Raw genomic sequence first — 15,786 nt, 5'->3', positions numbered from 1 at the left:
GGAATAAAAAACCTGGCAATTATCCATTGCCAGGCCATTAAAACAATAGTAGAAAAATATAAACTATGAATGCTGAGTTAAAAACTTTTTATAGTTTTCCTCATTTTCAAAATAAGCCACCTCACCGTCATCACTTATCATCACAATATAGGCATTGGCCTTATCTACTGTTTTGCCGGTATACGGATCTACAGCTTCTCTTACAGTTTTGTCCTTGGGAATACGTTCTACACACATCTCACAGCAGCCGTAATATATTTTTCCGTCGTGGGGAACTTCTATTTGCTTTTTACCCATATAGGCATTGTTCACCATACAGACGGTTTCATTAGGAACTTTGTCCCCTTTTGCATATTTTCCTGAGGCTACAGGCTGCATTTTTTGCATTGTAGCAGCTTCCTGACTGTTCTTTTTAGGTTTTTCATTGCTGCATGCAGACCAGGTAACAGCACAGAAAATAATGATGAGTGGGGTTCTGATAATTGTTGTCATTATTGATATTATTTAATTATACTTCCTTCTAAAATTTCTTCACTTCCTTTCTTAATAATTTGATCACCTTCAGACAGATCACCGAACACTTCGATGGTGTCATTTAGAATTCTTCCCTTTTTTACAGGGATAAACTGAGCTTTCCCAGCCTCTTTTCTGATGATATAAATTCCCATATTGCTTTCTACCAGAGCTGACCTTGGGATGAAGAATGTAGCTTCATTATTTTGTAAAGGGATCCTTGATTCTGCAATCATAAAAGGTTTCAGCTCTCTGGAATGATTAATGAAATCAGCTTCTATTTTCTCAGAACGAAGCTTCATATCTAAAGAGCCTGATTTTCTTGATATCCTGGCTTTAAAACTTATTTCCGGAAGAGCATTGATTCTGAATGAAATGGTATCTCCCAGATTCAAGTAAGGAACATTAGCTTCGGGAACAGATAAACTGAGACGTAATTTCGAGGTATTCTGTATCACCATCAGTGGAGCTCCACTCATAGGGCCAACATAGGCTCCCACGTCTACATTTCTTTCTGTAATGACTCCGCTGAAAGGAGCACGGATAACCAGATATTGGTTGATATCCTGAATTTCACGGTATGCCGACCTTGCTGCATTAAGCTGTGCTTCATCAGAAAGTTTGCGCGCAGTGATCTGATCCAGGGCATCTTTGGCAATTGCTCCTTTGGTTTCATTGGCCCTGTAGGTTCTGTCATAATTGGATTTTGTGGCAGTATATATGGCCTCCTGGGCCTGCCATTTAGCTTTTGCATTGGCTGCCTGAGACTGTATTTCCGGTGCTTCCAGAACCATAAGGATTTGTCCGGCATTTACATAAGAACCGATGTCTACATTAATTTTCTTGACATAGCTCTGTATTTTGGCAAATAAAGCAGTTTCCTGATCCGGAACAAGCTCACCGGGAAGTGTAAGATCAACTTTTGGATTGCTTTTTTTTATCTCCACAGTTTCCATGGCAGGCATCATCATAGATTTTGTTTCCAGCTTTGGCTCAGTTTCCGTTTTATCTCTGCAGGAAGCCGGAATAACAATAAGACTTAAAGTAATGGCGGTATATAAAATGTTTTTCATTGGATATAAAATTATGGATTGGGATTAGAATAATGAATGCTTTCTTTGTCTTCAGGATCTAGCGAAGGAGAAATAATGCTGGTGTTTTTTTGCATCCATCCGAAAACAAGAGGAAGGATAAACAGAACAGAGAATGTAGAAAAAATAAGTCCTCCGATGACAGCCCGGCCTAGTGGTGATACCTGATCACCACCTTCTCCAAAGCCGATAGCCATAGGAAGCATTCCGGCAACCATAGCTAGTGTGGTCATAATAATGGGACGGATACGCAACCTGGCAGCTTCAATACCTGCTTCTAAAGCATTTCCTGTTGATTTCCTGATTGTTTCAGCATTACTGATTAATAAAACAGCATTGGCAATGGATACTCCTACAGACATAATGAGTCCCATATATGACTGCAGATTTAAAGTAGAGCCGGTAAGTTTCAGTAATGCCAATGAACCGACAATTACAAATGGAACGGTTGTCAGAATTACCAGAGAGACTCGGAAAGACTGGAAGGTAGCAGCAAGCATCAGAAAAATAACTGTAGCAGCAATAAGCAATCCCGAAGAAAGGCTATCCAATGTTTCATGCAATACCGGAGACATTCCCACCACTTCAATATTAACTCCTTTTGGAAGCTCACCAAGAGATTCAATTGCTTTTTTCACATCTTTGGAAGCCTGCTCCAGATCTGTTTTGTGGATATTGGCTGTCACGGTAGTGTAGCCCATCGTTCCCAAATTGTAACTTTCGCCTAATTCTTTTGTGGGGGTAATGGTGGCTACATCTCCGAGAACAGGTCTATCAGAATTTTTAGACAGCGGAAGGCTGGCCAGCTCTTCTTTGCTGTTCAGAATATTCTGGGGAGTCTGAACCTGTACATCATAGGCAATCCCCATCATTCCTCCTACCCAGAAGTTTTTATTGGTATAGCGCGTGGAAGCTGTAGCTGTTACCAGTGATTTTGCAATATCCTGGGCATCCAGTCCTAATTGAGCAGCTCTCGTTCTGTCTATATTAATCTGTAAAGCAGGGTAATTCATCGATTGAGGAATTTGCTGATCACGCATGTAGTCTATATCTTTCAGTTTTGCTAAAAGTTTTTCGGCATACATACGGTTCATTTTTTTCATCATTCCGGAAATCCGTATCTCTACAGGATTATTGGTTCCCTGGCTCAGAATTTTTTCTGTCAGTTCTATAGGCTCAAAAGAGAGCTGAAGATCCGGCATTTTTTCCTTGTAATATTTTCGTAGCTCATCTTTGAACTCGTCTGAATTTCCGTTGAATTCTTTTAGGGCAACCTGCATCAATGCTTCATGTGGGCCGGCATTATACAGATAGATAGGGCTCACCGCAAATGTAGAAGGATGCTGCCCGATAAATACGGAAGAAATAGCAATATTGTCTTTTCCTACTTTATTTTTCAGGTGTTCCAGAAATTTTTTCACTTTGATTTCAGTCACTTCAATGCGGGTTCCTTCAGCCGCTTTTATACGAACCTGAAACTGGCGTGAGTTGGCTGTAGGAAGGACATCTTTTCCTGTCCCCTGATAAAGTCCGATTCCGATACACAAAATAACCGCAAGACTTAGACTTACTATGATCTTTCTTCGTTTCATCAGTGAAGATAAAAATCCGGCAAAACGGTCCCGGAAACGGGTAAACCAATTGGGTTTATGATTCTCACAGACTTGTGGATCGTGTTTCATCATCCAATTGGCCATTACCGGAACAAAAGTTTGGGATAAGATGAAAGAAACAATCATTGAAAAACCAATAGCCATCGCCAGTGGCATAAATAATGACCCCGGAATACCACTCATCATAAAGGCCGGAGCAAAAACGGCAAGAATACAAAGCATGATTAAAAGCTTCGGAAAGGCAATCTCCTGACAAGCATCCCATATTGCCCGTGCCCGGGTTTTACCCATTGCAAAATGCTGATGGATATTTTCAATGGTCACCGTACTTTCATCAACCAGGATTCCGATGGCTAAAGCAAGGCCTGATAAAGACATGATATTAATAGACTGTCCGAATAATTTCAGAAATAATACTCCCGAAATAATGGATATCGGAATAGTCAGAACAACAATTAGCGCAGCACGGCGGTCATTTAAAAATAACATCACCATAAGCCCGGTTAGTAAAGCTCCTAAAATACCTTCTATAACTAAACTTTTTAAAGCATTTGAAATATAAACGGACTGATCAAATTCATAGGAAATATTGACATCATCGGGCATATTCCGTTGTATTTTAGGTAGGGATTTTTTCAGCGTATTGACCACTTCCAGAGTAGAAGCATTACTGGCTTTGGCGATATTAATATAAACGGATCTTTTCCCGTCTATCAAAGCATATCCTGTTGCGATATCCGCCCCGTCTTTTACGGTAGCTACATCCCGGATATACACATTATCTGCTGTCCCCTTGAAAAGAGGAATGTCTCCAAGTTCTTCAACCTTTTTTACAGTATTGTTGGTGGGGGTAAGATAATTGGTTTCTCCTATATACACATTTCCCGAAGGTGAAGTGATATTATTTCGGCTTATGGCTTCCACTACCTGCTCCGGAGACATATGGTGCGCACGGAGTTTAACGGGATCTACATTAACCTCTATGGTACGCGGACTTCCTCCGAATGGCGGAGCAGTAGTAAGCCCGGGAATAGCAATCAAAAAAGGACGTGCATTGAAATTGGCAATATCCTGAAGTTCATTATTGGTTTTTGTACTGCTTCGGAAAACAAGCTGTCCTACAGGTTGTGAAGAGGAGTCGAACCGGATAATAAACGGTGGTGGAGCTCCGGGAGGTAAAAATACCTGCGAACGGGTGGAAAGCGCATTAATCTGTGCAATGGCTTCCCCCATATTTGTTCCTTCATAAAAATTGACTTTCATTAAGGTGAGCCCCTGAGTGTTTTTAGATTCAATACTCTTGATTCCGTTGGTAAATAAGAGCATATTCACATACATTTTTGTGAAGTACCCTTCCATCTGCTGTGGGGTATATCCATTAAAAGAATGGGCTACATATACAACGGGAAGATTCATTTCCGGGAGGATATCCACTTTAACGTCTTTAGCGGCTTTTATTCCAAAAAACAGCAGACCCAATACCAATACCATTACAGATATCGGTCTGCGTAATGCAAACTTTATAAGATTCATGTTTAAATTTTTGGTTAGTGGGTAATTGCTTTTGTAATGATCGAGATGTCACCTTTTGAAGCCGCAATAAGGATTACTGCCTGCCAGGAATTATTTTGTGCAATTTCATAATTGATCTCAGCACGGTTCAAAAGATAGAGAGCCTGGGTGAAGTCTACAATGGTTGTCAAGCCATTTTCATATAAAGCTTTTTGTTGTTGAAAAGCGTCTGTGGCAGCCTGCATCTGTATTCGGGACTCTTTTACTTTTATAAGCGCATTTTTATACTTTGATTCAGAAAGGCTCTGCTGATTGGATAACTCCTGTTGTAGTTGCTGATAATCAAAATCCAATGCTTTTGTGATCAGTTTCTGTTCATGGACTTTGAAGCTGGTTCTGTAGAAGTCCGTAAGGTTCCAGCTGAGGTTTAAGCCAACAATGTAATTCATTCTGTCTACTCCGATTCCTTTTAGGTAAGACGATGAAAAAGCAGCATTATCCTGAACATAATTCCATCCAAAACCTGATCCACGACCCTGAAATACTCCAAAAAGTGAGAGTGACGGAAGTTTCAATGTGTGTAAATGGTCTTCCTGTTTCCTGCTTTTATTCATTTTCTGAGCAATAAAAAGAATGCTTGGATGCATTTCAGAAGATGATGCGGTTTCCTGAGTCAGAGATGGGGTATTGCTACTGAAATAATGATCCAGCTGATAATCTGTAAAGTCTTCCACCAGCAAATCAGCTAGTTTTTTGTTGTAGTCCAGTACATGATCATTAGCATTGATCGTTGCTGTCTGGGCACTGGACATTTCCGCTTTGGCGAGTGAGGCATCTACTTCCGGAATTAATCCGCTTTCTGCTCTTGCTTTCGCGATGGTATAAATGACTTCTGAACGGGTATGATTTTCGTGCTGAACCTTTTCAAGGCGTTGGCTGACAAGAAGATTGAAATAAGCGGCGGCTGTTTTGATCTGGTGTTGGAAAATTTCCTGATGCAAATCTGCTTGATGAACTTCTGTATTGGCGATTTCTATATTTTCTTTGGAGGCAAGCTTTCCAAACGTGTAGATATTCCAGTTGACATTAGCAAGATATAAGCTTCCAAATGCAGCATTCCAGTTCTGTTCTGCCAGCGGCATTGAGGTAGCGGCTGTGCCAAGTCCACCCTGGCTGTACATAGGTCCGTTTTGTGCGTTAATAGTCCCAAAACTCTGTTGAGCCATTAACGTAACTTCCGGAAGGTAGTAGGTTTTTTGAAGCTGAAGCCTTTCCTGAGAGGCCTGTATATTGATTTCCTTTTTTTTGATGGACTGGTAATTTTTTTCGGCCCTAAGTAATACGTCTTCTAAGCTCGTTAATTGAGCAAAGGACAGGGCAGGGCAGCCCAGCCATAAGATGAGTGCTCTGAATGATAAATTCATATGGTATATTTAGAATTAAAATTGAAAAATAGTTGTCCCTATTGGGATCATAGTATGATTCAACAGTATTCTAAATTCTGTAAACGCAATGAAGGATGAAAAGGGAAGGGTAGTTGAGATGGTATTTTGAAGGATCAAAATAAGAAGTATGATTCTCAGGGTCAGCAGCAGGTGCACTGTCAAATACTGTCCCTAAGTTATAATAAGGAATGGATGCTGATAAAAATTTAACCGGAGAGTTTTTGTAAGAATGTGGCAGGTTGTCTTCTTTACAGATTTTTTTAACTTCCAGCTTACAGCATCCACTATGATTTTTTTGTTTATTGGCACTGCATTTCGGGCAATCCAGATCAGAAAGCTTTTTCAGTCCTACATGGATTTCACTTGAATTTCCTTTGCATACATGTTTGCTGGTAGTAAACCCTGAAGATACCACCATATAAAGAAAGAGAAATAATATGTGAAAGACGCTTTTCATTTCGCGTGATAAAATTAGCCTGATTAGCGTTGATGATATTATATAATTATGGAAGAAGTTTATACTTTACGGGAAATAGGTCTCATTTCTATGGATAATCATTGTTTTCAACCATTAAAAAAGACCCAAAGATATCTCTGAGTCTTAATTAATTGTTTAGTTATGGTGATACCGTTCGATTATTTATTGTTTCACAACCTTATTTCCCACTCCTGTAAGAGAGGCATTAGGCTTTCCTGATTTTGTTCCGGAAGTTCTGTAGTATACTGTATTGTTGCCACCTTCTATGGCAACGTTATCCACTTTATCAATGTATATTTTGTTACCGGTTCCTGAAACAGAAACCTTTCTTGCGCTTCCTTTAACTGTTACTGTATTATCACCACCAGAAACCTCTACATTTCCACCATTAAGGGTATAATTAAGGGTATGTCCAACACCATCTACCTGTATTGTTTTACCATTAGACTGTTCCACCCCTTTCATGGATTCTGTTTTTCTGGATTGAGAAAATGCAGTACCTGTTCCTAGTAACAGGATAGCTAAAATACCTGCTGTTTTAATACTTTTCATATTGAATTTGGTTTTTGTTGGAGGTAAATATAAGTACAAAATAATTTTCTCATTGTTAATCAAAAGTTAAATGATTGCTTTTTTTGGATGTAAAGAGAATCTGTCTCAAAAGTCAAGGGAAGATTCCTAGACGACATCCTTGGATATCCTTGTCAAGGTTTTAAACCTCTCTTCTTTAAGTTAAAATTATAAACAAAAAAGCCTCTAAAAATAGAGGCTTCAATCAAATCGTAAAATGTAGATTACTTGATAATAATTCTTTTAAGATGTCCTTCAGAAGTTTTCATAAGATAAACTCCTGTAGAAAGACCGGAAGTATTGATGGTTAAAGCGTCCTTTTCTTTTCCAATCAGTTTTCCTGACATATCATACAGCTCATAATCCTGTTTTCTGTTAAAATAAAGGGTATTTCCTTTGTTTACAGGATTAGGGAATACATTGAATGTTGCAGTTTCAGATTGTATTTCGCCCGTTCCCAGGGTTGGAGCCTGGGCTACCTCATAGATCGATAAGGTACCACTGATCTCATTGGCTACAATGACATACCCTTTGTGGGATGTGGTATTTTCAGGAGCTATATAAATAATACCTTCAGGTCCGTTATCACCACCATAGGCAGAAGTAGAACGGGAATGTTTATAATCTGTAAAAGTAGGATTGTTAGGATCTGTAATATTGTAAACCATTACTCCTCCTGTTCTTTCCAATGTAATGAAAGCGAAGGTTTGCCCGTTGATTGTCCCTAAGGTAACTCCTTCCGGCTCCGGACCTTTTGCACGGCTTCTGTTTTTAATGGCATTGGATTCATTATCCACATTGAAAAGCATTGGATAATAGGTTGCAATGTATCTTTCAAACTGGTCTCCACTGTCATAGACTCTTTGTTTTGTATCTGCATTGAAAATGGAGAATGAGCGTGCTCCTAATGCTGCTATTTCCTCAAAATCTGTATCTCCGTCTGCATTCCCTGTAGCCGATGAAACTCTGAATCTCCCTAAATTATGAGAAGCTTTTAGTATGGCTGACTGAGGAAAAGCAGTTGGATCTAAAGTGTAATTATTAGCACCTACAGTGGTTCTTTCGCTGTATCCGGAAAGGTCTTTCTCATCCCCTTCATTGGCTGTTACAATATAATGGGTATTTCCTACTTTATAGTTCTGTACAGCATCAGGAGTGTAATAAGCTTTTACAGGCCAGTTGGCAATTAATACCTCTCCATTGTTATCAGAGGCATCAAAGCCATTCCCCGGTAGGCTCATGTCCTTTTTACCTAATCCCCAAATCCCAGTAATGGATTTGGTGGTAAGGTCAACTTCTGCAATAGCATTGTTTTCCTGAAGCGTTACCCAGGCCTTTTGGCTGTCTGCACTTACGGTGACATATTCAGGTTCTAAATCCTGAGAAAGGGTATTGTTGGTTCTTACTTTTCTTAATCCGGTTGCTGTTAAGGCTGAAACCTGAGAATCAAAACTGTTAAAATTAAGAGTAGCTACATGAGTTTGGGTAAGGTTACCGATTCCTCCTGATATATCAATGATGCTGACAGTACCTTCAGGGTCTACCGTATAAGCATCGTTTGGCTCTCCTTCATTGGCTGTAATCACTTTTGTACCGTCAGGAGTGAAGGTAATCATATCCGGTAAAGCTCCTACGGTAACCTGTTTCAGAAAGTTTCCGTTAATATCAAAAAATACTACAGAACCGTTCTGTTGAGGATTGGTGTTTGGAGATGCTGCCGCTATGATTCCGTTTTTCACAGCGATACTTGTAATTCCGCCGTAAGGAGCCATATTGACTGTTTTGATAACCGATGGAATGTTAGGATTACTGAAATCAATAATATCAAATACATCGGTAATGGAGCTGATTGTAAATAAACGCTGTGTGGAAGGATCGTGAACTACAATTTCTGTGGAACTGTTATTATTTCCTGAAGGATCAAAACTTCCGATATAATTCAGCTGGATCTGATTGGATGGAACAGGGGCCGGTTTATCATTGTCTATAATATAAACTGTTGCAGAATTATCTCCCGAAATGGTTGCTCCGGTTGGGTTTTCGAGACTTACCACAAAATATTCTGCCTGCTGCTCTTCCGTTGCATCATCAATAATAGGGATATTGACAGTATAACTTGTTGTGGAAGGCGTAATAGTAATGGTCTGGTTAGCTAAACTAAAATCATTACTGTCTGCTGTACTGAATGGAGCAGGTTTAACCACTACATTAACTGTTGCCGTTGAGGGATTGGCTACGTTAATTTTGAAGGCCAGGGTTCCTATATTTTCATTGACTTTAATGAAATTCTTATCTAATGAAATTGTAGTTCCTGCTGTTGTAAATGTACTGGATGTCACTGCTGTGACTCCATTATCGCTGAAATCTTCAATTGTATTGGGTTTAAGAGCTACATAATAAGTCTGCCCCGGCACTAAGCCGGAAGTTGGGATGACGGTAATGATGTTGTTGCTGAAAGCTGTAGTAAAGGGAACTTGTGTACCAGTAGAGTTTCCCAGACGAAACTCTACCAGATTTTGTGCATTAGAATCGTTAATCGCGGAATTGTCTGCCCATCTTACATTTTCATTAAAAGAAATAGTAGGGTTGACAGTTGTTGAAGCATTATTTGTGTTGTTTATAGGAAAATAAGTGACGGTGGGGGGAGTAGTGTCAGCACTTCCTGCTGAAGTCGCATCTACCGTAAAATTATCAAAGCGATTGTTTCCACCTGTTCCTCCTCCTGTTGCAGAAAATTCAACTTTTAATTTAAAATTCGGGTTATTGGAAGCTCCTGCTACAGCCGAAAAGTCAAAGGTAATGAGTTGTGGGTTGATATCCTGAGGATTTACAGTCTGGTAGGGGATAAAGGTGGTTCCATCCGTAGAATAAGACCATGCCTGTGTTCCTGCTCCCTGACCTGATCTTCTTGTCGTGAATTTTATATTCACATTATTATAACCTGTTGTAGGAAGGTTGAATTGTAATGCACCCCCAATAGGATTATTAAATCTTAAATGGGTTCCGGATGGATCTCCATTTCGGGCATTCAGATTAGCCGGATCGAAGTTTTGTCCTGTACCATTCGCAAAATCTATTATACTGCTGCCACCTGCTAAAACATTCAGTGAGCCATTAGTAAGTGTAGAAGTAGGTGTCGTGATGGAAGCTGTGGAAGCATTATTATTAAAATTCCAGTAATGAATAAGGGTTTGCCCGAAAAGTCCGCTCTGAAAAAAGAATGCGGCAATGACAGATCCTTTTAATAGGTAGTTGTTGATCATTTTTTACTTTTATTAGATAAATGCAAAAATGAACTTTATGTTTGTTAACTATTTTAATGGAATTTTAAGAAATGTTTAAAAAACAGGTTCATACCATACCCAATATGCAATAGAGGATAGCCGATTATAGAATTTACTTACTGACAGACTTACCGGAAAAATTGAGAATAGATCCGGATTTGTTTCCTTCCAGAGGGTGTTGTTGCATGTAAAAAAATCCTGAAACTGCAGTCAGGAGCAAGAGTACAAAAATAACCAGAACAATTCTTTTTAACATGTCTCTCATATCGCTAAATTTTTAATATCTCTAATCTCTAAAGTGGAAGTTGGGTATCCTTTTTGTACAGCATTGATCATAGCTTTCCCCACTTCGTGTAAAGATAATGATTTTGACGGTAAAAAAATAGGAAAAAACCAAATAAAAGGTTTGAAAAACCATTTTACATTCAATTGACCTTCAACAGGTTTCATAAATCCGGGGCGAAAATTATAAGCGCTTTTGAAATTCATCTTTTTTAAAGCGTTTTCTGTTTTCCCCTTCACTCTTGCCCACATTAGCTTTCCACTTTCCGTGCTATCAGTCTGAGCTCCTGAAACATAGGTGAAGACCATTTCCGGATTCTGATTCAGAACAGCTTTTGCCAAATGCAGAGTGGTATCGTAAGTAATTTTAGTATAGTCTTCCTCATTCATGCCGACACTGCTGATCCCGGCGCAGAAAAAACAGGCATCATAGCCTTTCAGGTTTTCATCATTGATATGTATTGACAAAAAGTCAGAAACAAGATATTCCTTTAGTTTTGAATGCTTTTTTCCGGAAGGTTTTCTGCTTATGCTCAGTATTTCAGAAACGTTCGGGTTTTCCAGGCATTCCAGTAAAACACCTTCACCTACCATTCCGGTAGCTCCTGTAAGAATTATTTTGATTGGGTTCGTTGTTTTGCTATTGATAGTTGTATGACGGATGAGGGATCGGGTTTACTTTAAAGTTAGGGATTTTTTTTTGTTTAAAGAATAAAGAATAAAGAATAAAGAATAAAGAATAAAGAATAAAGAATAAAGAATAAAGAATAAAGAATAAAGATATTGGATATTAAAATTCAATAGGAGCGGACTTTAGTCCGCTTTCATAGATAAATACAATTCATTGGGCTTTAGCCCAAACTTAAATTTTAGATGATGAATGAGAATTTCATAGCCCTGATTGCAGCGACATCCTTTTTCCGGAATGGCTTTAAAAAGTGGCTGTAGAAAAAGATACAGCGGAAAGCAGGAATAGCTTCAAAAAAAGAAAACCCGGACCAATACGGCCCGGTTTTCAAATATAATATTGTGAAAATTATTCTTTATGCTGTAGCTGACTGTAAATATTCTGGATCAATCCATCTGCCACAGAGATCTTAGGAACGAAAATCCTGTTGATATCGGACCATGACATTACATTGTTGAAAATGCGTAAGGCAGGAACTAAAACATCTGCTCGGTCTTCTCTCAGGCTATAGTTTGTCATCCTTTCTTCTACTGAAAGTTCATTAAATTCCTTATATACCTTTTTAAGATGAGATAAAGACATTGGTTTGCCTTCTTTTGTTTTGCTCATGGAGAAAATTTTGTTGATATTTCCTCCAGAACCTATAGCAACAATAGGTTTTTTACTGACAATATTTTTTTTGATCTCTTCTTTCATCTCTTTCCAGTTGTCTGCCGTGACAAGGTCATTAAGCAGACGGATGGTTCCGATATTAAAGGATCTTTCGTAGAGCATTTTACCGTTTTCGTAGAAGGTAAGTTCTGTAGAACCTCCACCTACATCGATGTATAAATAAGCAAAATCTTTGTCGAGCCCTTCAGCTACGTGGTTTTCATAGATCAGGGTAGCCTCTTCATCTCCGGAGATAATTTCTATATTGATTCCGGATGTCTCCTGCACCTGTCTGATGATTTCATCACCGTTTGCAGCATCACGCATGGCACTTGTAGCACAAGCCCTGTAATGGTCTACTTTATAGATCTTCATGAGGTCGCTAAAGATCTTCATGGAATCGATGACCATTTTTTCCCTTTCGCTGCCTATTTTTCCAATGGTGAACACATCCATTCCCAGCCTCAGAGGGATTCTTAAGAGGTTGAGTTTAATGAATTCAGGTTTTCTATTATTTATTTTTACTTCATTAATAAGAAGTCTGGCTGCGTTACTTCCTATGTCTATCGCTGCGATCTTCATTTTTTGTTGGTTTTAGCTTTTAAATATTTATAGGTTTCTATTTGAGAGCGACATTCTTTCTTGTCATTTCTTACATATTCGTTGCTCAGTTTCTTATCTAAAATCCGGGCTTTTACATTGTCTCTGAGCTGAATGTCGAGGATATCTTTAATTTCTTTTTTTAGATTTTTATCTGTAATTCTTGCTGCTGCCTCAATTCTGTAATCGAGGTTTCGGGTCATCCAGTCTGCAGAAGAGATGTAGATGTCCTCAGAGCCTTTATTGTAAAAATACATTACTCTGGCATGTTCCAGATATTCATCAACGATACTTATCGCTTTTATTTTTTCTTTAAAGTCTTTTTGATTGACGGCGCAGTAGATTCCTCTTACAATAAGCTTTGTCATTACTCCTGCTTTTGCGGCCTCATAAAGTTTTTCAATTAAAGACCTGTCACTTAGAGAATTGGCTTTAACAATAATTTCGGTTTTTCTTCCGGCTTTAGCCTCTTCAATTTCTTTATCAATATGGTGAATGATTTTTTCACGCATAAATTGTGGACAAACCAATAGATTTTTGCAGGTTTTCAATACCGGAAGATAATCATCTTTTGGTTTTTTCAGGACATTGAAGACTTTATTGATGTCTGCCATAATGCCACGGTCAGCTGTCAGCAACAGATGATCTCCATAGATTCTGGCTGTTTTTTCGTTGAAATTTCCGGTGCTTACAAATCCATACTGAATGGTTTTGTTATGGGCTCTTTTTTTGATCACACAAAGTTTGGCATGTACTTTTTTGTTGGGAAGTCCCACCAATACTGTAATTCCTTCGGGTTCCAGCATGTCTTTCCATTTCAGATTGGATTCTTCATCAAATCTTGCCTGAAGCTCCAGCATGACCGTTACTTCTTTGCCATTTCTTGCGGCATAGATCAACGCATTGATGATCTTTGAGCTGCTTGCCATACGGTAGGCTGTGATCTGTATAGATTTTACATCCGGGTCCATAGCAGCTTCACGAAGAAGATCGATGACCGGATTATATTTATGGTAAGGAAAAGTAAGCAGTATATCTTCTTTTAAAATGACGTCTGTTACCCTTTCACCGTGTTCAAAAGCCTGATGGGTGAAAGAAGTTCTTTCCTCGGGTCTTGCATAGGTCTCAAAAACATCGGGAAAGTCCATGAAATGTTTGAAGTTATGGATTTTTCCTCCCGGAATAATACTGTCTTTTTTGGTAAGGTTAAGCTTTCTGATCAGGAGCTCCAGGAGTGCCTTATCCATATCTTTATCAAACACAAAACGGGTAGGTTTTCCTTTTCTCCTGTTTTTGAGTCCTTTTTCTATTTTTTCTGCGAAGTTGGTACGGATGTCATTATCCAGGTCCAGTTCAGCATCTTTTGTTACTTTAAAAGCATTGGCTGCAAATTCATCATAACCGAAATAAGAGAAAATATGGGGTAAGTTGAAGGTGATGACATCTTCCAACAGCATTACATTTTTCTCTTCCGGATCTTCAGTAGGAAGCAGTACAAATCTTCCGACAAATCTTGAAGGAATCTCAATAATGGCATAGTTACTGGAATACTGCCAGTCTTTTTTTCTCATGGCAACACCCAGATAAAGACTTTTATCTCTTAGATAGGGCATGGGAGTATTCTCATGAAGCAGGATAGGGATCACATTAGATTCCACCACTTCATCAAAATAATTTCTGACAAATTCCTTTTGTTTGGCAGTCAGATTTTTAGAATTCTTAATGAAAACTTTATGGTCAGCCATTTCTGCCTGGATTTTTTTCCAGGTTTTATCAAAATTCAGCTGGTGCCTCATCACAATATCGTTAATGTGCTGAAGAATTTTGGAAGGAGGCTGATAGAAAGATTCAGCAATCACTTTTTCCTTAAAATCCATGGCACGCTTTAATCCGGCAACACGTACTCTGAAAAATTCATCCAGATTATTGGAAAAAATGCCGAGGAAACGTATTCTTAAATGAAGAGGAACTTTCTCGTCCATAGCCTCCTGTAAAACTCTTTCATTGAAGGCAAGCCATGTAATATCTCGCGGATTAAAGTGTAATGACATTCTTAAATGTATATAATTTATCAAAAATAATAATTCGTAAAGTTTCTGACTCTATTTATAAGGTTAAACTTTGATTAATTTTTAAGGAAGAGTGAATTATTGCTCCTGGGTTGATAATAATTATCCGGAGATCATTGTGAATCAGTGTGTTTTTTATATTCTAATAACTAAATATCATGAAAAAAACAATTGTACTGAGTGTATTACTTTCTGTGGGGGTAATGAATGCCCAGCAAAAACAGAGATACGGTCTTTTTGCAGGAGTCAATATCAGCAGTCTTTCAGGCTCTGATGCGGACGGTTTCTCTTCCAGAACAGGATTTCATGCCGGTGGTTTTATCTGGAATTATCTGTCTGATAAAATTTCTATTGATGTAGAGCTGGCCTATTCACAGATGGGATCAGATTTTAATGCCAATATTCCTTATAAGATCAATGATATGAACCCTTCCTCATTTTCATTAAGTGGGAAATTAAAAGCAGATTATCTGAGACTGCCCGTATTGTTCAGCTATCATCCTATAAATGACCTTTCTGTTTCTTTAGGACCGGAAATTGGAATTTTAATCAATAAGGAACTTGAATATAACCAGAGCATCAATGGGACAACGAAACAAAAACCGGATAATATGCAGCAATTTGATGCCGGAATAAAAGTAAAAGCACAGTATATTTTCGCAAAACATTATCTGGCCTCAGTGGGATATTATGTTGGAATGACAAAAATTTATAAAAGCACTGCAGTATATGCTTCCAATTCTTTGAATTTTCAGGATGCCCCTAAAATATATAATTCCAATCTTGGAATATCTGTAGGCTATGTTTTTTAAATTTTCCCGCACCAATGCTAGCTATTGTCTGCTGATTATCTGAAAAAATTTCCATATTAATCTATAGAAAACCTCGATGTAACGGGGTTTTTATTTTTATTGTGTCATTTTGTCACAAATCTTTGAATGGTACAGATATTGAGAAATTGAGAGTGTAAATTAAACTTAAAAATTAGAA

Annotated in this window: 11 protein-coding genes; 1 reads left to right on the top strand and 10 read right to left on the bottom strand. The window is 38.4% G+C overall.

Annotated elements, in window-relative coordinates; translation table 11 throughout:
• Nucleotides 1–63: 63 nt before the first annotated feature.
• The 10 genes from B8967_RS05865 to ppk1 all read right to left on the bottom strand — a co-directional run bounded on the left by B8967_RS05865 (nt 64) and on the right by ppk1 (nt 14,778).
• On the bottom strand, nt 64–492 hold the full coding sequence (locus tag B8967_RS05865) for a hypothetical protein (RefSeq protein ID WP_084085153.1): 429 nt from the start codon (nt 490–492) through the stop codon (nt 64–66).
• 8 nt (nt 493–500) lie between these two features.
• Nucleotides 501–1,586, bottom strand: a complete 1,086-nt coding sequence (locus B8967_RS05860; protein WP_084085151.1) for an efflux RND transporter periplasmic adaptor subunit — start codon at nt 1,584–1,586, stop codon at nt 501–503.
• Between the two features lie 11 nt (nt 1,587–1,597).
• Nucleotides 1,598–4,750 (bottom strand): efflux RND transporter permease subunit, encoded by a 3,153-nt coding sequence (locus B8967_RS05855; RefSeq protein WP_084085149.1) that lies wholly within the window; start codon nt 4,748–4,750, stop codon nt 1,598–1,600.
• A 14-nt stretch (nt 4,751–4,764) separates the two neighbouring features.
• Complete coding sequence (locus B8967_RS05850) at nt 4,765–6,153, bottom strand: TolC family protein (protein WP_084085147.1); 1,389 nt, start codon at nt 6,151–6,153, stop codon at nt 4,765–4,767.
• A gap of 70 nt (nt 6,154–6,223) precedes the next feature.
• Nucleotides 6,224–6,631 carry an HYC_CC_PP family protein gene (locus B8967_RS05845; protein WP_123863317.1) on the bottom strand — a complete coding sequence of 136 codons (408 nt, stop codon included), beginning with the start codon at nt 6,629–6,631 and terminating at the stop codon, nt 6,224–6,226.
• Between the two features lie 183 nt (nt 6,632–6,814).
• Entirely contained in the window at nt 6,815–7,204 is a 390-nt protein-coding gene (locus B8967_RS05840) for a DUF3060 domain-containing protein (RefSeq protein WP_084085145.1), read from the bottom strand.
• Between the two features lie 242 nt (nt 7,205–7,446).
• Nucleotides 7,447–10,485 carry a choice-of-anchor I family protein gene (locus tag B8967_RS05835; protein ID WP_084085143.1) on the bottom strand — a complete coding sequence of 1,013 codons (3,039 nt, stop codon included), beginning with the start codon at nt 10,483–10,485 and terminating at the stop codon, nt 7,447–7,449.
• A 282-nt stretch (nt 10,486–10,767) separates the two neighbouring features.
• On the bottom strand, nt 10,768–11,412 hold the full coding sequence (locus tag B8967_RS05830; RefSeq protein ID WP_143330478.1) for an NAD-dependent epimerase/dehydratase family protein: 645 nt from the start codon (nt 11,410–11,412) through the stop codon (nt 10,768–10,770).
• Between the two features lie 412 nt (nt 11,413–11,824).
• Complete coding sequence (locus B8967_RS05825; RefSeq protein WP_084085139.1) at nt 11,825–12,709, bottom strand: Ppx/GppA phosphatase family protein; 885 nt, start codon at nt 12,707–12,709, stop codon at nt 11,825–11,827.
• Entirely contained in the window at nt 12,706–14,778 is a 2,073-nt protein-coding gene (gene ppk1 / locus B8967_RS05820; RefSeq protein ID WP_047492083.1) for a polyphosphate kinase 1, read from the bottom strand. Before ppk1 ends, B8967_RS05825 begins: the two co-directional genes overlap by 4 nt.
• A gap of 176 nt (nt 14,779–14,954) precedes the next feature.
• Between ppk1 and B8967_RS05815 the strand changes: the two genes are divergently transcribed.
• Nucleotides 14,955–15,608: a porin family protein gene (locus B8967_RS05815; protein WP_084085137.1), complete on the top strand. Its 654-nt coding sequence runs from the start codon at nt 14,955–14,957 to the stop codon at nt 15,606–15,608.
• The last annotated feature ends 178 nt before the right edge of the window (nt 15,609–15,786 follow it).

The sequence above is a fragment of the Chryseobacterium sp. YR221 genome (assembly GCF_900176315.1).
Classification (GTDB): domain Bacteria; phylum Bacteroidota; class Bacteroidia; order Flavobacteriales; family Weeksellaceae; genus Chryseobacterium; species Chryseobacterium rhizosphaerae.
Note: the sequence above shows the minus strand (reverse complement) of the source record. Positions and strands in the feature narration are given on the sequence as shown.